Origin of the sequence: Collinsella sp. HCP28S3_E12 (assembly GCF_052065595.1) — a bacterium.
Taxonomy (GTDB): domain Bacteria; phylum Actinomycetota; class Coriobacteriia; order Coriobacteriales; family Coriobacteriaceae; genus Collinsella.
This window is the reverse complement of record NZ_JBQHTS010000004.1, coordinates 48,204-68,962: the sequence shown is the minus strand read 5'-3', so window position 1 is coordinate 68,962 and position 20,759 is coordinate 48,204. Positions and strand designations below refer to the sequence as shown.

The window sequence follows — 20,759 nt, the reverse complement described above, 5'->3', positions numbered from 1 at the left end:
ATGATGTCAGAGATTACGGGCTATCGTGAGGAAGTTCAGACCATCAAGACGGCGATATTGCGTGCGCAGTATGCTGCGGCGAAGAGCGCCAACGCTCAGCAGCTGCAGCTCTATTTCGCCGTGGGAGGCTACGTCTCCGCCAACACGCGCAATGGCACGTGGGGAACCAACGCGCTCAAAACCATCAGCGAACAATTGCGGAAGGAGCTGCCAGGACTCAGGGGTTTCTCCACAACAAGTCTCAAATATATGCGAATCTTCTTTGAAGCTTGGTCTGCTCCGGGCGATGAACAGGCGTTTCTCGATTCGTCACTCGTGAGTGACGAATCTTCAGACGGTGGCCTTCTGCAAATTCGTCACTTGCAAGTGCCGAATTCAAACACATGTTCTCTCGATGATTTTTTAGCGATTGGGTTTACCCATCATCGGTATATCCTTGCAGGTGCTAAGACCCTTGACGAGCGGCTCTTCTACATTCACAAGTGCGCATTTGAGCACTTAAGTGTGGAGGCGCTCAAACGCTCGCTGAAGGCGGACGACTTTCATCATCAAGGAGAGGTCTCCAACAACTTCCTCTCAACGCTGCCAAAGGGTCAGCAGGCGCTGCGCGCTATCGCCACGTTCAAGGACGAGTATCTGCTCGACTTTATCAATGTTGAGGAACTCGGGGTGCGCGATGCGGAGGATGTCGACGAGCGCGTGTTAGAGCAAGGCATCGTGCAGAATATCAAGCAGTTCATCATGACGTTCGGTCGAGCCTTCGCGTTTGTGGGAAACCAGTACCATCTCGACGCCTTTGGCATCGATCAGTACGTCGACCTCCTGTTCTTCAACCGCGACCTCAACTGTTTAGTTGCAGTCGAGCTCAAGAGCGGCCCCTTCAAGCCGGCCTATCTCGGCCAGCTCTCTGGCTATCTACGCATCCTGGACGACTTTGAGCGTCGCGAGCACGAGAATCCCTCCATAGGCCTTGTGCTTTGCAAAGACATGGACAAGGGATTTGTTGACTATGTGATCCAAGACTTCACAAAACCCATGGGTGTGGCCACCTATAAGACGTCGAAGGATATGCCACGAAAGTTGCTCGATGCTCTGCCGCCCATCGATGACTTACGGATGTTGCTGGAGAGGTCTGATGGGTAGCGGTAGGAATTGTTCGGTGTTAGAAGCTTATTTCGCTTATGGCCTTGAGCTTTGCCGATGAGCATGGGGTGGGGAACGTATCAAGGAAGAGTTTGTCATGCAATGAGTATGACAAACTCTGCCTGGAGGAGAGGATACTTCCATGGCAATTGTCCACCGCAATGCTCTCAAGCATGGTTTGTCTGAGAGGGAGGTTCTAGATAATGACTGAGTACAAACTAGCTGATGGATCGGTCCTGACAGACGAAGACATCGAGCGCGAGAGCGTAGAGTTTGAGCAAGAGACTTGGACGGGTCGTCTTGAGCGCATCCATGTCAGGCCTGGCGTTGTTGCTGATGAGCCGCTTGTTGCAGTTACCGTGCGCTTTCCGGCATCCATGGTGGTGGCAATCGACCGAAAGACGGGGGATCGATCCGATTTTATTCGGCGGGCCGTTTTCCCTGCGCTGTAGTAACGTTGCGTCTCCTAAATCGACCTTGGTTTCGTCGAGGAGGTAGATCTTGAGGATGAGGTGTCCTGCTTCGGTGAACCCGTTCTCGAAGACGGGCAGCGCGCGCGACACGGACTACCGCGACCTCCTGACCTTCCGCGACGGGGAGTAGCGGCTTGGCGGTGTGCGGCGCCGGCACGTGACGGTGGCGGGCATGAGGCTTGGCCTTCGCGACGGCATGTTCTTTAGAGTTTGCGGTGCATGATGGCACGGCCGTTTTCAAATCGTGAAACATTGCCCGGGAATGAGTAACAGGCTTTGGTTCGTACATCCGTTATAACGGGAGTTGCAAGAAGTGACATCCGTGACGAGAGGTTGAACTCATGACTCAGCACCGGTTTCCCGAAGGTTTCCTCTGGGGTGCTTCCACCAGCGCTTTTCAGGTTGAGGGTGGGTATGATGAAGGAGGCAAAGGTCCGGCAACCACCGATCGCGGCCCGGGGCGTCCCGGCATCGCCGATAACAAGATCGCCTCGGACCACTATCATCACTGGCGTGAGGATGTCGACCTCATGGCCGAGCTCGGCATCAAGGTCTACCGGATGGGTTTCGCTTGGAGCCGCATCATGCCCGATGCCTCGGGGGATCCCAATCCTGAGGGCTTGGCGTTTTATGACCAGCTGATTGACTACCTGCTGGAGCGAGGGATCGAGCCCTTGGTCACCCTGTATCACTTCGAATGTCCGAGTGCGTTGGTCGAGGCCTTCGGCGGCTGGAAGAGCCGTAAGATGATCGACTTCTATGTGCGCTATGCCGAAATCTGCTTCACGCACTTCAAGGGGCGCGTCAAGCGCTGGGTTACCGTGAATGAACAGCTAATTGCGACCTCCGCGCCCAGCAACACGGGTGACACCGAAACCGATCCGCGCCAACGGCAGAAGAACGCCTACCAGATGAGCTATCATGTCGCTCTTGCCGAGCATCGCGCCATCGCGTGCCTGCGACAGATCGACCCCGATGCGCAGATCGGCCCCGTTGTCGCCATGCAGGTGGTCAACCCGCGGACGAGCGCTTCGGCGGATGTGCTTGCGGCCATGAACGCCGAGGAGATGATGCAGAACTACCTGCTCGACCTGAGTGTGCGCGGCGACATCTCGCCTTATGCGCGCTATTACCTGGAGCGCGAAGGTTTCTACCCTGTTGTTGAGTGCGGGGACCACGACATCCTGGTCGCGACGAGGCCCGATTTTCTTGGGGTGAACTACTATTTCAGCAATTGTGCGCATGAGCGCACGGAGCCCATCCGCTTCGACCGGTTCCCTCCGTGGTCGGGCGGGGATTTCGAACTCTGCGATAACCCTGCGATCGCGCCGACCGAGTGGATGTCGAACGGCATCGACCCCCTTGGGCTTCGCGTGGGCATGCGCAAGCTCTACGATCGCTACCAGCTTCCGATGATCGTCACGGAGAACGGCATGGCGCTTTCCGAGTCACTTGACGAGGAGAACAGGGTGCATGATGCCGTGCGCATCGAATACCTTTCACGACATTTGGGCGAGGTCGAGGAGCTCATTCGCGAAGGCTATCCCGTCTTCGGCTACTGCGTTTGGAGCCTCATGGATCTATGCTCAAGTCATCAGGGGTTCACTAAGCGCTACGGCCTTCTGTATGTCGATCGCACGGAAACCGATGCGAAGCAATGCGCTCGTTTCAGGAAGGACAGCTTCTTCTGGTATCAGGACGTGATTAGAGAAAACGGCTTGCCCTGCTGAGCGTCGGTGGTCCGACGAGATTACTCGCCAGTACCGGAATCGGCTCCATAACGCCTCAGGTATTCCATGACTATCAAGTCGATGGCGGCAAGCGCACCGAACTTGCCCGTGTCGATGTTGTTGGTCACTCCGCAGTTCAGTATGCAGGAGGCATGGTTCCAGTAGGCGCTTGAGGTGTTTTGTGTGATGGCGAGAAGACGACAGCCGGAGGCGGCGAGTGCGTTGACGATTTCTGGATAACGAATGGGGTATGTTCCCCCTATGCTGCAAATGATGGCGAGGCTGGATTTGGTGAGCGATTGCGCGCAGGCGAGCTGCGATGAATAATCGAGGTAAAGCTCGATGGGGCGGTTCATGATGGTGAGCCTGCTTTGGAAGTAGCGGCCCACGTCCCAGAGGAAGTGGTGGGAGAAGAACGCGACATGCCCGCTGTCGTGCAAATCATCGACAATGGCGGGCAGTTTCGCGATGTTTGCCGCCGAGATGGTCGTTTCGATATTGAGCAGGATCGCCTCCCGGTAGGATGCCAGAGCGCCTTCCGTGTCATTTGACAGCTGTTCTACAAAGGCATGTGGAAACAACCCGGTTTTGAGGACGTCATGTTCAAGCTGGTTGCGCAGGTCCTTGAAATCAGCGAAACCCATAAACCGGCAGAATCGCGACACTGAAGCCTTCGAGACGAAGCACATGTCGGCGATTTCTCCAATCGAGAGCTCGCTCAGCTTGCTGTAGTTTTTCACCAGCGTGGTCGCTATCTCGTAGTTGGTGTCGTGCTGCATTGCAGTGTCGATGTAGTCAAGCAACCGTTCGGCAACCGATCCCATCGAGATGGATTTTTCCATGATGGCTGTCCCCTTTATGTTCAGTGGCCCGAATAAGAGGGCCTCATTTGACCAAACTATAGCTCAAACATGCCGGTATTCCTGCGGAGTTTCACGTTATGAAACTCGCGTAGCCATCTCGCAACCTTGTGGCACAGCATGTAACCGATTTTGGATATAGCCGGCGTCATACTTAATGCAAGAAGAGACGACGAAGCTTGCCGCCCCGCCGGAACACGGCATCGGCTCTACACAGGGCATCGCTTCGTTGCTTTGCCGCTCGACGAGATATCGGTTGAGGAGGATCGGATGAAGCGGTTATTGCTGCGCGCCGACGATTTAGGTTACAGCGACGGTGTTAATTGCGGGATAGCGGCCGCGGTCCAAGCGGGGCTCATTCGCTCGGTGGGCGTCATGACCAACATGCCGCTTGCAGAAAGCGGTTTGGCGCGCCTGCAAATCAAGGATCTCTGCTTGGGTCAGCACACCAATATCTGCACGGGTAGGCCCCTCAGCGATTCCGCGCTCATCTCGAGCATCGTTGACGATGATGGCAATTTCAAGCGGAGCTCAGCATATCGCGCCGCCGCGCGGGCTGGGGAGGACTTCGTGGTGCTTGACGAGGTCATTATCGAAATCGAGGCGCAGTATCGGCGATTCCTTGAGCTCGTCGGGCGTGAGCCCGATTACTTCGAGGGACATGCGGTCGCAAGCCCCATGTTCTTCCGCGGCCTTGAGATCGTTGCCGAGCGTCACGGCCTGCCCTATTTCGCGATGGGTGCTCCGGGCGAGCCAGTCACCTTTCGCTCGACGCCGGTGCTTTCCTATGTTCCCAAGGATTTCTCGTCATATGAAGCGGATCCCTTTGCGGCGCTTCGAGAGGCGCTTGAAACGACACCGGAAGGGATATGCCGTCTCATGGTGTTTCACCCAGGTTATATCGACGCGTACTTGCGAGATAACTCGACCATGCTCGAGGCCCGCATCCGGGAAGCCGCGATGCTTGTCGACCCTGATGTCGCCGCATGGCTTGCAGAGCAGGACGTGGGGCTCGTGACGTACGCGGACCTGACGTAAGCGTCCGCTGGGGCAATCTCGCCAATTCACGTTGAATGGCGTACTGCCTGAAGCACGTCGTTGTGATTTTGAAGAGAGGTGGATGCGCTATCTAGAGGGGAAGATGCCGCACACGGGCATCGATAGAGTTCACTGCAAAGATTGGAGCTGAAACATGGCGGTATTCGACAAGATCCAAAACATAATGGATAAGACAATCGCACCTGTGGCAAGCAAGGTTGCTGACAGCAAGATGCTCGACGCCCTCATGGGCGGCATGATGTGCACGCTGCCCATGACCCTTGGCGTCTCGGTTATCGCGATTCTCATCAACTTCCCCATTCCGGGGTTCTCCGATTGGGTGGTTTCGAGCGGTCTCATGGCGACCGGCAACTCCATCCTCACCGTTACCATGAACATGATGGGTATATACATCTCCTTCTTCATCGGTTTGAGGTGGGGTAAGGTATGCGGCCTTAGCGGTTATACCGGTGGCATCGTGAGCGGCGCGGTGTTTTTGGCATTCATGCCGCAGCAATCGTTCGAGGATATTCCCATGGCGAGTTTCATCAACACGTCGTACATGGGATCGAACGGCGTCTTCGTCGCCATTCTGCTTGGCCTGATCGTGCCGAAGGTGACAGCCATTTTGATGAGCAAGCTTGAAATCAAGCTCCCCGATATGGTTCCGCCCATGGTTGCAGACTCGCTGTCGCCGATGTTTGCCGCCATCGTGCTATTCACTGCGGTGTGGTTCGCCAAGTGGGGTCTTTCTTTCACCCCGTGGGGCAACCTGTTCGATATGATCAACACCTTGATCGGCACGCCGGTCACGATGGTCGGTGCCTCTCCTTTGGCCTATATCATCGTGTGCTCGCTGCAGTCGATCTTCTGGTTCTTCGGTGTCCACCCCAACGTGATGCTCAACTTCTACGCTCCGGTAATCATGGCTTGCAGCGCTGCTAACACCGAGGCCATCATCGCGGGCGAGGCACTGCCCTATGGCGCTTGGGCCGTCGTCGCGCTCGGCACCGCCATCGGTGGCCAGGCTAACGCCCTGGGCATCAGCATCTCGCTGCTCTTCACCAAGTCCGAGCGCTTCAAGGCGATTCGCGGCATCGCGCTTGTTCCGTCGCTTTTCAATATCTCCGAGCCGCTCATGTTCGGTCTGCCGGTCGTGCTGAATCCCACGTACTTCATCCCGTTCGTGCTGAACATCCCGGTCTGCGCCATCGTGGTCCAGGCGCTTTACGCCTTCGGTCTTGGGGCTGCGTTCAATCCCACGATTCAGCTTCCCTGGGTGCTTCCCCAGCCGGTCATCGCATTCATGCAGGGCGGCATCGGGTGCCTGGTGATCTCGGTTGCGGTTTTGGCGGTGTCGGTGCTCATGTATACCCCCTTCACCCTTATGGCTGATCGCCAGGCGTTGCGAGAGGAGCAGGCCGCTCTCGAGGAATCGGCCGCATAGGGATTTTCATATTCACACCATCATTTTCCATGAGGTTGGGAGCGTAGGATGAAACATATCGTACTTATGTGCGCCGCGGGCGCTTCGACGAGCATGCTGGTACAGCGCATGCAACAGGCGGCTGAAAAAGACGGTTTCGTGTGCACCATCGAGGCGCACCCTGTCAACCAAGCGGCGGAATATGCGGATAGCGACGTTATCCTGCTGGGACCGCAGGTTCGCTTTGAACTCAACAAGGTGAAGAATCAAGTGAACTGTCCGGTGGAGCCGATTGATATGACAGCGTATGGGACAATGAACGGCGAGGCCGTGCTCAAACAGGCTCGAAAGTTGCTGGGGGCATAGCCATGTCAGAGATCAAACAAGAAGCGATCGATCAGTTTGAAATGACGTGCTTCTCTATCGTCGCTCAGGTGGGGAGCGCGCGCAGCTGCTACCTCGAAGCGATAACCTGTGCCGAGAATGGTGATTTTGAGGCCGCCCGGAAACTTATCGACGAGGGCAACGTGGTGTTCAACGCAGGCCACGACGCTCACATGAAACTGCTTCAGCAAGAGGCCAGCGGCGAGGAGCTGCCGTTTCGCATCATCTTGCTGCATGCGGAGGATCAGCTCATGAGCGCTGAGGGCTTCCGTATCCTTGCCGAGCGCTTCATCACGGTCTATCAACGCATGGGTGCAAGCGCCTAACTGATTATCTGACGGGAAGCCGGGACTGCCATGCAGCCCGTCTTCCCGTTTCATGAAGATGTTTTCACGATCGAGGAGGTACCCAATGGCATTTCCGGAAGGTTTCCTGTGGGGTGGCGCCACCGCCGCCAACCAGTATGAGGGCGGCTGGGAAGAGGGCGGCAAAGGACCGAACACCTCGGACGCCATGACCAGCGGTAGCCATACGGTGTCACGGCAGATAACGTGGCGTAATACCGCGACAGGGGAAACCGGCGCGCTTCCCGTGTATGCGGTTTGCGAGAAGGGACTTCCTGAAGGGCTGGAGGTGGCGGTGGTTGATGGCTACTACTATCCCAGCCACACGGCCACCGACTTCTACCACCACTACGCCGAGGACATCGCCCTCATGGGCGAGATGGGCTTCAAGTGCTTCCGCCTGTCCATGAACTGGGCGCGCATCTTCCCCACGGGCGAGGAGGCTGAGCCCAACACCGAGGGTCTAGCGTTCTACGACGCCGTGTTTGACGAGTGCGCTAAGTACGGCATCGAACCGCTCGTGACGCTCTCGCACTACGAGACCCCGCTCGCGCTCGTGAACAAGTACGGCGGTTGGAAGAGCCGCGAGCTCATCGACCTGTTCGTGCGCTACGCCACCTGCGTCATGAAGCACTATCAGGGCAAGGTGAAGTACTGGCTCACCTTCAACGAGATCAACATGATGAGCATGGGGAGCTTCATGGCGGGCGGGCTTACGGATGGGAGCCCCCATGCGAAGGCCCAGGCGGCGCACAACCAGTTCGTGGCGTCTGCCCTTACGGTTCGGTCGGCGCACCAAATCTCCCCTAAGATCATGGTGGGTCAGATGCTCGCGTACAACCCCATCTACTCCTATTCCGCCGACCCCGCCGATCATCTGCTCGCCATGGAACGCGAGCGTGACGCGCTGTGGTATGCCGACGTGCAGGTGGGCGGCCACTATCCCGCCTATCGCTTGAGGGAGATGGAGCGCGCGGGCATCAAGCTGGAAATGGGCGAGAACGACCTCGAGCTTCTCGCAACCTATCCGGCAGATTTCCTGTCGTTCTCGTGCTACGGAGGCTCGACGGTATCGTTGCGCCAGAAGGAGCTCGAGGTCGCGTCCGGCAATCTCGCTTTCGGCATGGTGAAAAACCCCTACCTCGAGACCAACGCCTGGGGCTGGGCGACCGATCCGTACTGCCTGCGCATCGCCTTGAACGAGCTCTACGACCGCTATCACAAGCCGCTTTGGATCGTGGAGAACGGTATCGGCTGGAGCGACGAGGTGAAGGCCGACGGCTCCATCCATGACGGCTACCGCATCGACTACCTGCGCAAGAACATCCAGAGCATGGAGGATGCCGTGGAACTCGACGGCGTGGACCTCATGGGCTACACCATGTGGGGCTGCATCGACCTGGTCAGCGCCGGCACGGGCGAGATGCGCAAGCGCTACGGCTTCGTCTACGTCGACCGCGACGACGAGGGCAAGGGCACGCTCGCGCGCAGCCGCAAGGACAGCTTCTATTGGTACAAGAAGGTCATCGAGAGCAACGGCGAGGACCTAGACTAACCCTATGGGACAGGGGATAAGATTATGGACTGCTATTTCGGTATAGATGCGGGCGGCACTCAGGTGAAATGGGCGGTGGTGAACGCCGACTACCACATTGAGGAGCACGGAAGTATCCCAACATGCACCTCGCCCGCCGACCAGGTTATCGAAACGTTCCGCTCGGTGATCGAGCCCCATCGCGCCCGGGTGAGGGGTGTGGGAATAAGTATGCCCGGAGTCTTTTCCGAAGGCGATTCCGATGGCGTGGTTGGGGGAGGCGGCGCCCTTCACTGTTTGGACGGATATCCGCTCGGTCGCATCTTGCGCGAGAGCACGGGGCTTCCCGTAACCATCGAGAACGATGCGATGTGCGCGGCACTGGGAGAATATGCCGTCGGCGCGCTGAAGGGGGTCTCCCTGGGGTTGATGGTGGTGATCGGTACGGGTCTCGGCGGTGCCATCGTTGTTGACGGTCACATCTTGCGAGGCGCGCACAATCTCGCCGGCACCGTGTGCTTTGTGAGCAACGATGTGCGCAAGCCCGTGACCTTTGGGTCGGTGTACGGTGATGTCACCAGCTGGCGGGCGCTCCGAGACCAGGTGTGTGCGGCGAAGGGGATTGATCCGACCGATGATATCGACGGATATCGGATTTTCTCCTGGATTGAAGAGGGGGATGAGGACGCTCGTCGCGGTCTGGATGCATACGCGTTGGTCTTCGACAACATGCTGATGGGGTTGCAGTCGGTCATCGACCCTGAGGTCATCGTGGTCGGCGGCGGAATCAGCGCCCGTCCCGAGCTGTTTGAGGCATTTGAGCGCATGATGGATCAGGCTCACGTTCTTCCCATCATACCGAGGCCCTGCATCAAGCCAGCACAGAACGGCAACGATGCCAATTTGCTTGGCGCTGTGCGCACGCTGCGCCGCTCGCTTGGCGAGTGCGATTGATTGGCGGCTGGGGGCCCGACTCGCGGCCTCCTGTCCTAAAAAAAGAGTATGGGCTCCTTCGTTCATTCGAACGAAGGAGCCCACGTTTTGTAAGGGGCCTCCTGGCGAATTTTCATTCGCCAGGAGGCCTTTTGCTGTTGATCGAGAATGTCGCTGGACAGTTAGTTCAGATACGTATTTTTCAGAGGGTGTGTAAAGGCCGACCTGAGCCCGATTGGGCTGAATTTGACTTTCTGAACCGGTGGAGACGCTCATATAAGGGGGAGAAAGGTTGTCATGGGGCTCAAAGTGACTTCAAACCACTCTATTAGCGCTAAGAAGCACGGCCAAAAAATACGTATCTGAACTAACTGTCCACAACCCTCCGCAACCCTTTCATTCCAACCCAAATCAGCCAACGTACGTCATGGCAATCCCCGGTAGGTCGAAGCTGCTCTGCGGCGGCCCGGTGTTTTCATCTTCGCTCCGGTTGCTACGCAAAGTCGTTCAGATGAAAACACCGGGCCGCCGCAGAGCACCAACAGACCGCAGGGACGGGAGCAGCTATACTACTCTCAGTAGTTAAGGGTCGCGGATTGGCCGCGTCACCGCTCTCAACAGGAGGTCTTTGTTTATGGCAGATCAAAAGCCGGTTGTCGGGATCATCATGGGTTCCAAGTCCGATCTGGGCGTTATGGAAGGCTGCACCGCCGAGCTCGAGGCGCTCGGTGTGCCCTATGAGCTCGTGATTGCCAGCGCGCATCGTACGCCGGCGAAGGTCCACGAGTGGGCTTCGACTGCCGCCGGCCGTGGCATCAAGGTGATTATCGCCGCAGCCGGCAAGGCCGCGCATCTGGGCGGTGTCGTGGCTGCCTTTACGCCGCTGCCGGTTATCGGCGTGCCTATGAAGACGAGTGATCTGGGCGGCATGGATTCGCTCCTGTCGATGGTGCAGATGCCTTCGGGCGTGCCTGTGGCATGCGTTGCCATCAACGGCGCCAAGAACGCCGCCATCTACGCCACGCAGATTCTGGGTGCTTGCGATCCCGAGTATCGCGCAATTATCGAGAAGATGAAGCAGGAGATGGCTGACGCTTAAGCGGCTTGCCGTTCCGTTGTAATCATAGGGAGAGTCATGTCCGACTATCAGGGAAAACGTTTCTCGGCTTCTCAGATCCCCGATCCATCCAAGTCGGGATCGGCCCGCTCCATGCAGCAGGGTCGGGCATCCTCTCCTCAACAGGCTCGTGCGCCGCGCCCCGTAACGCCGACGTCCCATCGCCGTCAGGATACGCCGGCTGCGTTTCGCCCCTCGTCATATGGCACGGCAAAGAAGCAGGCCCGGTCGACGAGGCAACCGAGCGGCGCTCCGTCCAGCTACACCGAGCCGCCGCGTAAGAAGCGCCGCTCCATCATCCCCATTCTGCTCATCATCGTGGGCATCGGTCTGATCGTTGCCGCTGCCGCCATCTTTATCAATGCACAGATTGGCTACAAGCAGGCGAGCGATTCGTACCAAAAGATCGAGAAGCAGTACGTGAGCGATAAGGATGCGAGCGGCGTGCCGATTGTCGATTTTGACGCTCTTGCTAAGGCAAATCCCGAGATCGTGGGATGGATTTATGTGCCGGATACCAACATCAACTATCCCGTGGTGCAGGCCAAGGACAACTCTAAATACCTCAACACGCTGTTTGACGGTACGTCCAATGCATCGGGTGCGATTTTCTTGGACTTCGAAGATGTCGCGCCGGGCATGGTGGACCAGCAGACGACAATCTACGGCCACCATATGAACGACGGATCGATGTTTAATGTGATCTCGGACACCACCGACCAGGCGACGTTCGACAGCATCGAGTACGTGTACTACATCACGCGCGATGACACGTATAAGCTGAGACCGCTGGCGACCAAGGTGGTTGAGGATACGTACTCCAAGGCGCGCGCGACCAACTTTGAGGGCGACGACGGGCTGACGAATTATCTGTCCGAGATGCTTGACGGTGCCTCTGCCGTGGCGAGCGATGCCACCGATCGTGCCGCTTCGGCAACTAAGGTCGTAACACTTGTGACCTGCCGCTCACTGTCATTTAGCAATACGCGCGCCGTCATGGTACTCACGCCGGTCGAGGAATAAGCGGTTCGAGAGTAGCTAATTTGGGACGGGGCTCTTTTAGCTACCCCGGGTATGCAGAATGATTTTGCTGGGTTAGGTGACTGGGGTAGCTAAAAGAGCCCCGTCCCAAATTAGCTACTCGACGACGGAAAAAGGGGAAGCGATGCTTGAAAGTGGCAAATTGATGCCTTCGGTCGATGTGTGGCTGCGCGAAGCCAAGGCCGACGCTTCGGCGCCGGCGTGTGGCATGTACCTGACGCACAATGGCGTGGTGCGTGCGACACCCAAGTCCGAGGCGCGCGGTGTCGAGACCGATGGCGTGGCGCCGGGCCACAAGGTGGGCGGCATGGTGTTTGGCTTCGATGCCGAAAAGGTGCAGGCCGCTATCGAGTCAACGCGCACGATGCCGGGTATCGGCTATGTGCGCGTATGGCTGGCGAGCGGCGAGCTTGCCGTGGGCGACGATATCATGCTCGTGCTCATTGGCGGAGACATTCGCCCGCATGTGGTCGATGCCCTGCAGGCGCTCGTCGGCACTATCAAGAACGAGTGCGTGAGCGAGGTCGAGCGCGAAGCGTAACGCCTAGCCGGCAACCCGTGTACGTCTATAGCAAAAGCCCGCTGGCAGTTCAGGTAAATCTGCCAGCGGGCTTTGGTGTGTTGGGGCTGTTTTGTGCCGGCGCTCGCTACACGCGTGTGGCGTCCTTGGGGCTCATGGTCATGCTCTGGAAGCGATTTTCCATATACTCGTTATCGAAGTACTTTCCGTAGAACTGCGCAACGGGAATATCGCTGGCCGTGCCGTTGACACGCTGGTACCAGTAGTCGAGCGATTGCAGCGTCATGACGCCGTCGACCAGCATGATGATGGTAAAGATGACGGTGGCTGAGTAGCGATTCTTCCAGGGAATCATGTTAATGAGCTTGAGCAATCTGGGCAGCAGCAGCTTGATCCAGATGAGTCCGCCCAGACCCCACAGGCAGGCGAAGCCCGTGCAGGTGCGACCGCCCGTAAGCACGGCGAGCGGATCGGGCATGCCAAAGAGCTTCATGTGCGAGTAGTTCCACGAGACCACACCGAACGAGGTCTGCATAAACCAGCCCACAAAGACCTCAAAGCTTGCGCCAAGCAGGGCGCTCACCAAAAAGATAATGATGGGGTTCTTTTTGTAGAAGCGGTTGAGCACCATGGTCATGAGTACGGCGCCAAATCCGTAGATGGGGCTGAAGGGGCCAAATAGCATGCCGGCGCGGTTCTGGTAGACGCCTGGATCGTCGACCGTCATGTGCCAGATGTCCTCCAGGATCAGACCGAGCACGCAGCAGACAAAGAATACCCAGAACAGGTTGAAGTAGTTGAGCTTGATGTAGCCCTCGCCGGTCTCATCGCGGCCGAGCATACCCTCGGCGGCGGCGTCGCGATCGAGCATCTCCTGCAAGCGGCGCTGCAGTTCGCGCTCCTGACGAAGTGTTGGGTCAACAGTGGCCGAAAGCGCGACGAGGATGCCGAGCTGGATGGCGGGGCGCAGCAAGAACGGCCCGATACCCTGGAGCATCACGTCGACCAAAAGCTCAACGACGGTAAGTGCGATAAGGATATAGGACAGGCGCGCGGCGTTGCGGCGCTGGTTCTTGATGAGGTCCAGGCCAAAGATGATCAAGATGACCGCGCTCGCCGCCGAGAGCATGATGCCGGCGACGATAAGGCCGACCGCGACGAGCGTGTTGTCGCCGAGCTTGGCGGCGGCGTTGCCGTTGATGAGCGCGGTGATGACCCGCCACATAAAGGCGCCGACCGAAGGGAGCGTGCCTACGCCGGACAGGATGCACAGGACGGCGTACACCTTAATGATGAGGGGAATCTTCTTGACCTCCGTGGCGCTGGGGACGCTGGGGTCGAGTTCGTTTCGATCCATACGGAACCTTTCTCGTTTTGTTGTAGGTTACAAGGATACGCCGCCGACCTGCTAAAAGACAGGACGAATGGCCCAATTGCAGCAATGTAAGCCCTAACGGTGGGCGAGACGCGTCGCGACGGAAACATACGGGACCGTTGGCCCCGAGGGCGGGTTGCCCGATAAAATGTTTGGCCGCAAAACGGATTATAAGCTCGGTGGGCTTTTAAAAACCGCTGTTCATGCGCGGGAGTGCTTGTCTTGCCGTGCGTATAATAGGGCAGGTAACGCCAAATAACGAGGCTCTGAGGGGATGCCATGTCTCAAGAAACCATCCGCGCGGCCGAGCGTGCTACGGGACGGCTGACGACCATGTCGACGTATGATCCGGACTCCGACCAGCTGCATGAGGAATGCGGCATCTTTGGTGTGTGGGCACCCGATCGCGACGTGGCTCGACTGACGTACTTTGGTCTGCGTGCGCTGCAGCATCGCGGCCAGGAATCGGCGGGAATCGCCGTGGGCGATGGCGGCACGGTTATGGTTCGCAAAGACCTGGGACTGCTCGATCGCGTGTTCTCCAACGCCGACCTGTCGACGCTCTCCGGCCAGTTGGCTGTGGGCCACGTGCGCTATGGCACCGCCGGCGCCAAGAGCTGGGAAGCCTCGCAGCCGCATCTTTCCACCATCAACAGCGTCATCATCGCGCTTGCGCACAACGGCACCCTGGTTAACACTGACGAGCTGCGCCGCCAGCTGATCGAGCTCGGCGTGCCGTTCCTCTCCAATTCGGATTCCGAGGTCGCGACCAAGCTCATTGGCTACTTTACCCAGTGTACGGGCCACCTGCGCGAGGGCATTCGCAAGACCATGGAGCTCGTGCGCGGCGGCTACGCCATGACGCTCATCAACGAGCAGGCACTCTACGCTTTCCGCGACCCGCATGGCATTCGTCCGCTGGTGCTGGGCAAGCTCGTGGACGAGGGCCTGGACCAGGCCGACGCCGCATCCGTTTCGCAGCTACCGTCGCAAGACGACGCCGCGAGGGTCGACGCTGCCGCTCATGTCACGCGCGCTGGCGGCTGGGTCGTTGCCTCCGAGACATGTGCACTCGATATCGTGGGCGCCGAGTATGTCCGTGATGTCCGTCCCGGCGAGATCTTGCGCATCAGTGCCGAGGGCCTGGTATCCGAGCAGGGTGTGCCCGCTGCCAAAGAGCCCGCTAACTGCATCTTTGAGCAGGTCTACTTTGCCCGCCCCGACTCCATCATGAATGGCAAGAGCGTCTACGCCTGCCGTTACGACATGGGTCGTCAGCTGGCACACGAGGAGCCCGTCGATGCCGACCTGGTCATCGGCGTGCCCGACTCCGGTCTGCCGCCTGCGGAGGGTTATTCGCGCGAGAGCGGCATTCCCTTTGGCGAGGGCCTCATCAAGAATCGCTATGTGGGCCGTACGTTTATCGAGCCCACGCAGGAGCTGCGTGCCATGGGCGTGCGCATGAAGCTCAATCCACTGCGCGACAATATCGAGGGCAAGCGCCTGGTCGTCATCGACGACTCCATCGTTCGCGGCACCACCATGGTGCAGCTCGTCAAGATGCTGCGCAACGCCGGCGCCAAGGAGATTCACATCCGCATCAACTCGCCCGAGGTCATCTGGCCGTGCTTCTACGGCATCGATACCGACGTGCAGTCGCAGCTCATCAGCGCTAACAAGACGGTCGATGAGATCTGCGAGTACATTGGCGCCGATTCGCTGGCCTTCCTTTCGGTCGAGGGCCTGCTGAAGGTCATGCCCAAGGGCGGCTACTGCGATGCGTGCTTTACCGGCCGTTATCCCGTGGCGATTCCCGAGAGTTTTGGCCGCGACAAGTTTATGGAGGGCTTTAAGCCCCGCAACCTGGATAAGCCGCTGCACTTTGGCGACGACGCCGTGGTCGAGAAATACGATGACCGCAGCTGGGAAGAGAAGCACGGCGAGGCCTAAAACCTGCCATTTAGGGACAGGTTCATTTTGGTAGGTTTTACCTGCTGTTTTGTTGATTTGGCGGCGCGTGTTGTTACCGTGTGCGCCAACTTGAGGGCAACTATGAGCACTGTTTGGCGTCTGTGTGTCAAACGGTAGTGGGAGAGGAAGGCTCAGATGAGCGACAGCAAGCATGTGACGTATGAGGATGCCGGCGTCGATACCGCCGAGGGCGGCCGCGCCGTCGACGCTATTAAGCAAATGGTTAAGGATACCAACCGTCCCGAGGTTATCGGCGGCATCGGTGGCTTTGGCGGCCTGTTCTCGGCCGCCGCGCTTAAGGATATGGAAGACCCGATCCTGATCAGCGGTACCGACGGCGTGGGCACCAAGCTCGTCCTCGCCCAGATCATGGACCGTCACGAGACGGTGGGCCAGGACCTGGTCGCCATGTGCGTCAACGACATTTTGGCTTCGGGCGCCGAGCCGCTCTTCTTTTTGGACTATGTTGCCATCGGCCACATCGAGGCCGAGCACATGGCAAAGATCATCAAGGGCGTGGCAGACGGCTGCAAGCTCGCGGGCTGCGCGCTCGTGGGCGGCGAGATGGCCGAGCACCCGGGCGTCATGGCTCCCGCCGACTACGACCTCGCCGGCTTTACCGTGGGTGTCGTCGACCGTCCCAAGATGCTCGACCCCGCCAACGTCCGCCCCGGCGACGTGATTCTGGGCCTTCCCTCCACCGGCGTGCACTCCAACGGCTACTCGCTCGTGCGTAAAGTCATCGGCGTTGACGGCATCAAGCCGGGTACGCCCGAGGCCGCCGCTAAGGCCGAGGAGCTGAGCCGTCCGCTCGAGGAGCTCGGCGGCGCATCACTGGCAGACGCTCTGCTGGCCCCCACGCGCATCTATGTCAAGCCGATTCTTGAGCTGCTCCGCGGCGGCGCTCCGGTGCACGCCATCGCCCATATCACCGGCGGTGGCATCACCGAGAACCTTAACCGTGCGTTGGCCGACGACGTCGACGCCGTGGTCACCCGCAATGGCGCCGAGATGGGCTGGGACATTCCGCCCGTCATCACCTATGTGTCGCGCCAGGCCGAGCTTGCGCCCAACGAGGCATGCAAGACCTTCAACATGGGCGTCGGCCTGTGCCTGATTGTCGCCCCCGAAGACGAGGCCGCGGTAACCGATGCCCTGGTCGCGCTGGGCGAGAAGCCGTTCCGCGTGGGCGAATGCGTCGAGGGCTCCGGTAAGGTCGTGTACTCCGATGAGCGCTAACGAGCAGACGGCTGCCGCCAAGGGCCTGGGTTTTGCGCCCTATACCCGTCCGACCGGTACCGATACGGCCGAGCCGCTCAAGATCGGCGTGCTCATCAGCGGTTCGGGCACCAACCTACAGGCGTTGATCGACCTGATCGCCGCCGGCAAGCTCAATGCTTCGATCGAGCTCGTGGTGTCGAGCCGTCCTTCGGCCAAGGGCCTGCAGCGTGCAGAGCGTGCGGGTATCCAGACGCTGACGCTCTCCAAGGATGTCTACGCCGACCCTATCGCCGCCGACGAGATTATTGCGCACGAGCTTCTCGAGCGCGGCTGCGAGTATGTGGTCATGGCTGGCTACATGCGCATGGTGCATACGCCGCTGCTGGCGGCGTTCCCCAACCGCGTTGTCAATCTGCATCCGGCGCTGCTGCCGAGCTTTACCGGTGCGCATGCGATCGACGATGCCTTTACGCGCGGCGTCAAGGTGACCGGTGTGACTGTGCATTTTGCCAACGAGATCTACGACAACGGCCCCATCATTGCCCAGCGCGCGCTGGCTGTTGAGGAAGGTTGGGATGTCGACACACTCGAGGAGCACATTCACGCGATCGAGCACGTGCTGTATCCCGAAGTCGTGCAGATGCTCGCCGACGGCCGCGTTCATGTGCTGGAGAGCGGCAAGGTGGCAATTGACCCGGCGCGCCATCGTGCGTAAAAGGATTCGCTTGGTTTTCATTGCACGTAAACTATCAAAAAAGCTGATTGGGGCATGTGGAATCACATGTGCCCCAATCAGCTTAATATCTCTTTGATTTTGGGCTCTGGATAACGTGACGGGCACCATTCCCATTCCAAGAAATCCGATAGGGCCTCGTCCGTGTGTGGGCGGGGCCCTTTTGCGTGGGCTTATCTGTTTGCTATACTGCTAGCAAGTAGAGAGGAGCCGCTATGGGTGCAGCAACGGTGCAGCTCAATACGCGAATCGATCCTATGCTCAAGGCTGGTGGCGATGCGGTCCTGACACGCAATGGATTGGGGCCGAGCGATGCCGTTCGTGCGCTTTGGGCCTATCTTGTCGAGCATCAAGCGTTGCCGGGATTTATGGTGACGGATAAGCGCGAGGCACCCCGCGCGGAGAGCCTGGCTGAGCAGGGGTGTGGCCTCGCTTTTTCATCGCTGGGGCTAAATGCTTCGGATTTTGCGCCAGTTGGATCATCTGCGGAAGACTGGGATGCCGTACGAGATGATATGTATGACACGATGATTGCCGATATTGAGGCGAATTGTCGATGATCGAGGCAAAGCATCTCTTGGTAGATACGAACGTTTGGCTCGATTATTACCTGCAAGAGGGGGCGTTCGACGAAGCGAAGAGATTAGTTGAACTGGCCGAGGCGGGAAAGATTGACCTTCTGTACGCGCCCACGACGGTAAAGGATGTGTTCTATATCCTGCCTCGGCGTCTGGCCCGGCGGAATGCGAATGGGATTAACGTTTCGTTTGCCTCGGCGTCATGGGCCTGTATCGAGCACATGATGCAGGTGGCAACTGCCTCTCCGCTTTCGTTGGCAGAGTGCGAGATGGCGCGCATGCTTGGCAAGCGCATGCCGGATCTCGAAGACAACCTCATCATCGCTTCGGGCGAGACGGCAGATGTTGACTACGTGGTCACGAGCGACCGGCGCATGCTGGAGGCGATGCCCGAGGTGTGCTTGACGCCTGCCCGCGCACTCGAGATGATTGGGATCCTCGGCTAACCTTGCCTGTCTGGTTTCGCTATCATATGGGGCATTGTGAACCTCATGCAACTTTGGAGGACGGTATGGCGGATAACGCCGAGATGCTATTCGCGCCTGAGCTGGTGTTTTTTGATTGGGAGTGCGCAACGCCGGATGAGGTGTTTGCGCGGCTCGAGGGCGAGCTCGCTCCGCGCGGCTACATTGCGTCCGGTTGGCTCGATGCCGTCCGTACGCGCGAGGACATCTATCCCACGGGCCTCGCTATGCCGGCGGCCAATATTGCCATTCCGCATACCGATCCGGGGTTTGTGGCTAAGCCCTATATCGCGGTGATTAAGCCCTCCGCGCCCGTGACGTTCAATGCTATGGCGGGTATGGGTGCCCCCGTGCCGGCGCAGATCATCATCAATCTGGGTATTGCCGAGCCGGGCGGCCAGGTCGAGGCTCTGCAAGCGCTTATGAATATCTTTATGGATGCTGACGCCGCAGCCGACGTGCTCGGCCAGACTTCGTCCCAGGGCATGGTCGACGCCATCCGCCGCCACTTCTAAGACTGGCACCTTTGCACCAAAATGGTGCAGATTGACCTGTCTCCCATGCACCAGGTGTGCCGCGGGGCTGCGTTGTGACACAATGACGTTTGTTCGATTCGTGATGCGAAAGGCCAACTATGGCAAACAAGAAAAAGAACCCCGAGGTCGCGCCGACGTCCGAGCAACGGTCCCGCGCCGCCTCCAGCTCTCGCAAGAAGCAGCGCAAGACGTACGTGTCCAAGACCGTCAAGATCGTCCTGGTGGTTATCGGCGTGCTGGCAATGCTGCTTTCCGTCTCGGCCATGGCGTGCTCCGGTTTGATGTCGCAGACCGAGAACAATAACTCGGGTTACAAACTGACCGGCGGCGTGGCTGCTACTATCAACGGCACCAACCTCACCGAGGACACCGTAACCAAGCAGATCATGAGCATGCGCACGTCCTACGGCTACACCAAGGATGAGGATTGGGCGCAGTATCTGGTTGACAACGACCTGACGCCCAAGAAGTACCGCAAACAGCTCATCGATTCCTATACGCAGCAGATTCTGCTCCAGCAGGCGCAGAAGGAGAACGGCGTGACGGTTTCGGACGAGGAAGTAGAGAAGGCTTGGAAGGACGCCTGCAAGAGCGCGGGCGGCGCCAAGACCTTTAAGGAGACCCTTAAGACCTACGGCTATACCGAGGACACCTACAAGGACTCGCTCAAGGAGAGCCTGGCGCAGCAGAAGCTTAAGGATGCCGTTGCTCCCACCAGCAAGCCCAAGGACAGCGAGATTGTCGATTACATTAACGAGAACCTGTCTAACTACAACGATGCCCGCCGCTCGTCGAACATCCTGATTAAGGTTGATTCCGACGCTTCCGACGAGGACAAGGCCGCCGCCAAGGCCAAGGCGCAGGAGTGCCTGGATAAGATCAACTCCGGCGAGCTGAGCTTTGAGGATGCCGTGAAGCAGTATTCCGACGACACCGGTTCCAAGGAGAAGAAGGGTGACGTGGGCTGGGATAAGCTCACCACCTTTGTCGACAGCTACCAGACGGCGCTCGAGGGCCTTAACAAGGGCGATGTGAGCGACGTGGTCGAGTCGACGTATGGCTACCACATCATCAAGTGCACCGACTACTTCCATGTCGATGGCCAGGTCGATGACATCAATCAGGTGCCCAAGGCTATTAAGAAGTACGTTTCCAATGTGGTGAAGACCCAGGCATCGGGCACGGCATACAACGAGTGGCTGGAGAAGTACACGAAGGATGCCGACATTACCGTCAACCCCATGCCCAAGGACGTGCCCTATAACGTGAGCCTGAAGGGCGTCACCAAGAGCTCGACCGACGATTCGTCGACGACTGAGTAATCAAGGGGCGGTGCTC

21 protein-coding genes are annotated in these 20,759 nt (G+C 58.5%); 18 read left to right on the top strand and 3 right to left on the bottom strand.

Features of this window, described 5'->3' with window-relative positions:
• Positions 1-1,143, top strand: a complete 1,143-nt coding sequence (locus ACTNBY_RS02595; RefSeq protein WP_441048764.1) for a PDDEXK nuclease domain-containing protein — start codon at positions 1-3, stop codon at positions 1,141-1,143.
• Positions 1,144-1,361: 218 nt separating this feature from the next.
• On the opposite strand, the gene ACTNBY_RS02590 is transcribed toward ACTNBY_RS02595, so the two are convergent.
• A complete protein-coding gene (locus ACTNBY_RS02590; protein WP_441063244.1) occupies positions 1,362-1,706 on the bottom strand; it encodes a hypothetical protein in 345 nt (114 codons plus the stop codon).
• Between the two features lie 251 nt (positions 1,707-1,957).
• Here ACTNBY_RS02590 and ACTNBY_RS02585 point away from each other — a divergent pair, with 251 nt between their 5' ends.
• Entirely contained in the window at positions 1,958-3,346 is a 1,389-nt protein-coding gene (locus ACTNBY_RS02585; protein ID WP_161155933.1) for a glycoside hydrolase family 1 protein, read from the top strand.
• Positions 3,347-3,366: 20 nt separating this feature from the next.
• Here ACTNBY_RS02585 and ACTNBY_RS02580 read toward each other — a convergent pair whose 3' ends face one another.
• Positions 3,367-4,188 carry a MurR/RpiR family transcriptional regulator gene (locus ACTNBY_RS02580; protein ID WP_441048763.1) on the bottom strand — a complete coding sequence of 274 codons (822 nt, stop codon included), beginning with the start codon at positions 4,186-4,188 and terminating at the stop codon, positions 3,367-3,369.
• Between the two features lie 288 nt (positions 4,189-4,476).
• Here ACTNBY_RS02580 and ACTNBY_RS02575 point away from each other — a divergent pair, with 288 nt between their 5' ends.
• The 9 genes from ACTNBY_RS02575 to ACTNBY_RS02535 all read left to right on the top strand — a co-directional run bounded on the left by ACTNBY_RS02575 (position 4,477) and on the right by ACTNBY_RS02535 (position 12,564).
• Positions 4,477-5,244, top strand: coding sequence for a ChbG/HpnK family deacetylase (locus ACTNBY_RS02575; protein ID WP_441048762.1), 768 nt, complete (start codon positions 4,477-4,479; stop codon positions 5,242-5,244).
• A 154-nt stretch (positions 5,245-5,398) separates the two neighbouring features.
• Positions 5,399-6,691, top strand: a complete 1,293-nt coding sequence (locus ACTNBY_RS02570; protein ID WP_441048761.1) for a PTS sugar transporter subunit IIC — start codon at positions 5,399-5,401, stop codon at positions 6,689-6,691.
• Positions 6,692-6,739: 48 nt separating this feature from the next.
• Positions 6,740-7,036 carry a PTS sugar transporter subunit IIB gene (locus ACTNBY_RS02565; protein WP_089572594.1) on the top strand — a complete coding sequence of 99 codons (297 nt, stop codon included), beginning with the start codon at positions 6,740-6,742 and terminating at the stop codon, positions 7,034-7,036.
• Positions 7,037-7,038: 2 nt separating this feature from the next.
• Complete coding sequence (locus ACTNBY_RS02560; RefSeq protein ID WP_089572593.1) at positions 7,039-7,380, top strand: PTS lactose/cellobiose transporter subunit IIA; 342 nt, start codon at positions 7,039-7,041, stop codon at positions 7,378-7,380.
• 85 nt (positions 7,381-7,465) lie between these two features.
• On the top strand, positions 7,466-8,953 hold the full coding sequence (locus ACTNBY_RS02555) for a glycoside hydrolase family 1 protein (protein ID WP_441048760.1): 1,488 nt from the start codon (positions 7,466-7,468) through the stop codon (positions 8,951-8,953).
• Positions 8,954-8,977: 24 nt separating this feature from the next.
• Positions 8,978-9,886 (top strand): ROK family protein, encoded by a 909-nt coding sequence (locus ACTNBY_RS02550; protein WP_089572591.1) that lies wholly within the window; start codon positions 8,978-8,980, stop codon positions 9,884-9,886.
• A gap of 613 nt (positions 9,887-10,499) precedes the next feature.
• On the top strand, positions 10,500-10,964 hold the full coding sequence (gene purE, locus ACTNBY_RS02545; protein ID WP_441048759.1) for a 5-(carboxyamino)imidazole ribonucleotide mutase: 465 nt from the start codon (positions 10,500-10,502) through the stop codon (positions 10,962-10,964).
• A 36-nt stretch (positions 10,965-11,000) separates the two neighbouring features.
• Positions 11,001-12,005 carry a class B sortase gene (locus tag ACTNBY_RS02540; RefSeq protein ID WP_441048758.1) on the top strand — a complete coding sequence of 335 codons (1,005 nt, stop codon included), beginning with the start codon at positions 11,001-11,003 and terminating at the stop codon, positions 12,003-12,005.
• 142 nt (positions 12,006-12,147) lie between these two features.
• Positions 12,148-12,564 carry a molybdenum cofactor biosynthesis protein MoaE gene (locus ACTNBY_RS02535; RefSeq protein WP_441048757.1) on the top strand — a complete coding sequence of 139 codons (417 nt, stop codon included), beginning with the start codon at positions 12,148-12,150 and terminating at the stop codon, positions 12,562-12,564.
• A gap of 106 nt (positions 12,565-12,670) precedes the next feature.
• Here the strand turns inward: ACTNBY_RS02535 and ACTNBY_RS02530 are convergent, their stop codons facing one another.
• Positions 12,671-13,900, bottom strand: coding sequence for a putative ABC transporter permease (locus tag ACTNBY_RS02530; protein ID WP_441048756.1), 1,230 nt, complete (start codon positions 13,898-13,900; stop codon positions 12,671-12,673).
• A gap of 297 nt (positions 13,901-14,197) precedes the next feature.
• Between ACTNBY_RS02530 and ACTNBY_RS02525 the strand changes: the two genes are divergently transcribed.
• From ACTNBY_RS02525 to ACTNBY_RS02495, 7 genes are all read left to right on the top strand, one after another.
• Positions 14,198-15,868, top strand: coding sequence for an amidophosphoribosyltransferase (locus tag ACTNBY_RS02525; protein ID WP_441048755.1), 1,671 nt, complete (start codon positions 14,198-14,200; stop codon positions 15,866-15,868).
• 156 nt (positions 15,869-16,024) lie between these two features.
• Positions 16,025-17,128, top strand: a complete 1,104-nt coding sequence (gene purM, locus ACTNBY_RS02520) for a phosphoribosylformylglycinamidine cyclo-ligase (RefSeq protein ID WP_441063242.1) — start codon at positions 16,025-16,027, stop codon at positions 17,126-17,128.
• Positions 17,118-17,825: a phosphoribosylglycinamide formyltransferase gene (purN, locus tag ACTNBY_RS02515; RefSeq protein WP_441063241.1), complete on the top strand. Its 708-nt coding sequence runs from the start codon at positions 17,118-17,120 to the stop codon at positions 17,823-17,825. Before purM ends, purN begins: the two co-directional genes overlap by 11 nt.
• Positions 17,826-18,058: 233 nt before the next feature.
• Positions 18,059-18,403: a type II toxin-antitoxin system RelB/DinJ family antitoxin gene (locus tag ACTNBY_RS02510; protein ID WP_427747588.1), complete on the top strand. Its 345-nt coding sequence runs from the start codon at positions 18,059-18,061 to the stop codon at positions 18,401-18,403.
• Positions 18,400-18,867, top strand: coding sequence for a PIN domain-containing protein (locus ACTNBY_RS02505; protein ID WP_427793750.1), 468 nt, complete (start codon positions 18,400-18,402; stop codon positions 18,865-18,867). Before ACTNBY_RS02510 ends, ACTNBY_RS02505 begins: the two co-directional genes overlap by 4 nt.
• 65 nt (positions 18,868-18,932) lie before the next feature.
• The gene (locus ACTNBY_RS02500; RefSeq protein ID WP_427717974.1) at positions 18,933-19,400 is read left to right on the top strand and encodes a PTS sugar transporter subunit IIA; all 468 of its coding nucleotides are present in this window, start codon (positions 18,933-18,935) and stop codon (positions 19,398-19,400) included.
• A 119-nt stretch (positions 19,401-19,519) separates the two neighbouring features.
• On the top strand, positions 19,520-20,743 hold the full coding sequence (locus ACTNBY_RS02495) for a peptidylprolyl isomerase (RefSeq protein WP_441063240.1): 1,224 nt from the start codon (positions 19,520-19,522) through the stop codon (positions 20,741-20,743).
• Positions 20,744-20,759: the final 16 nt, after the last annotated feature.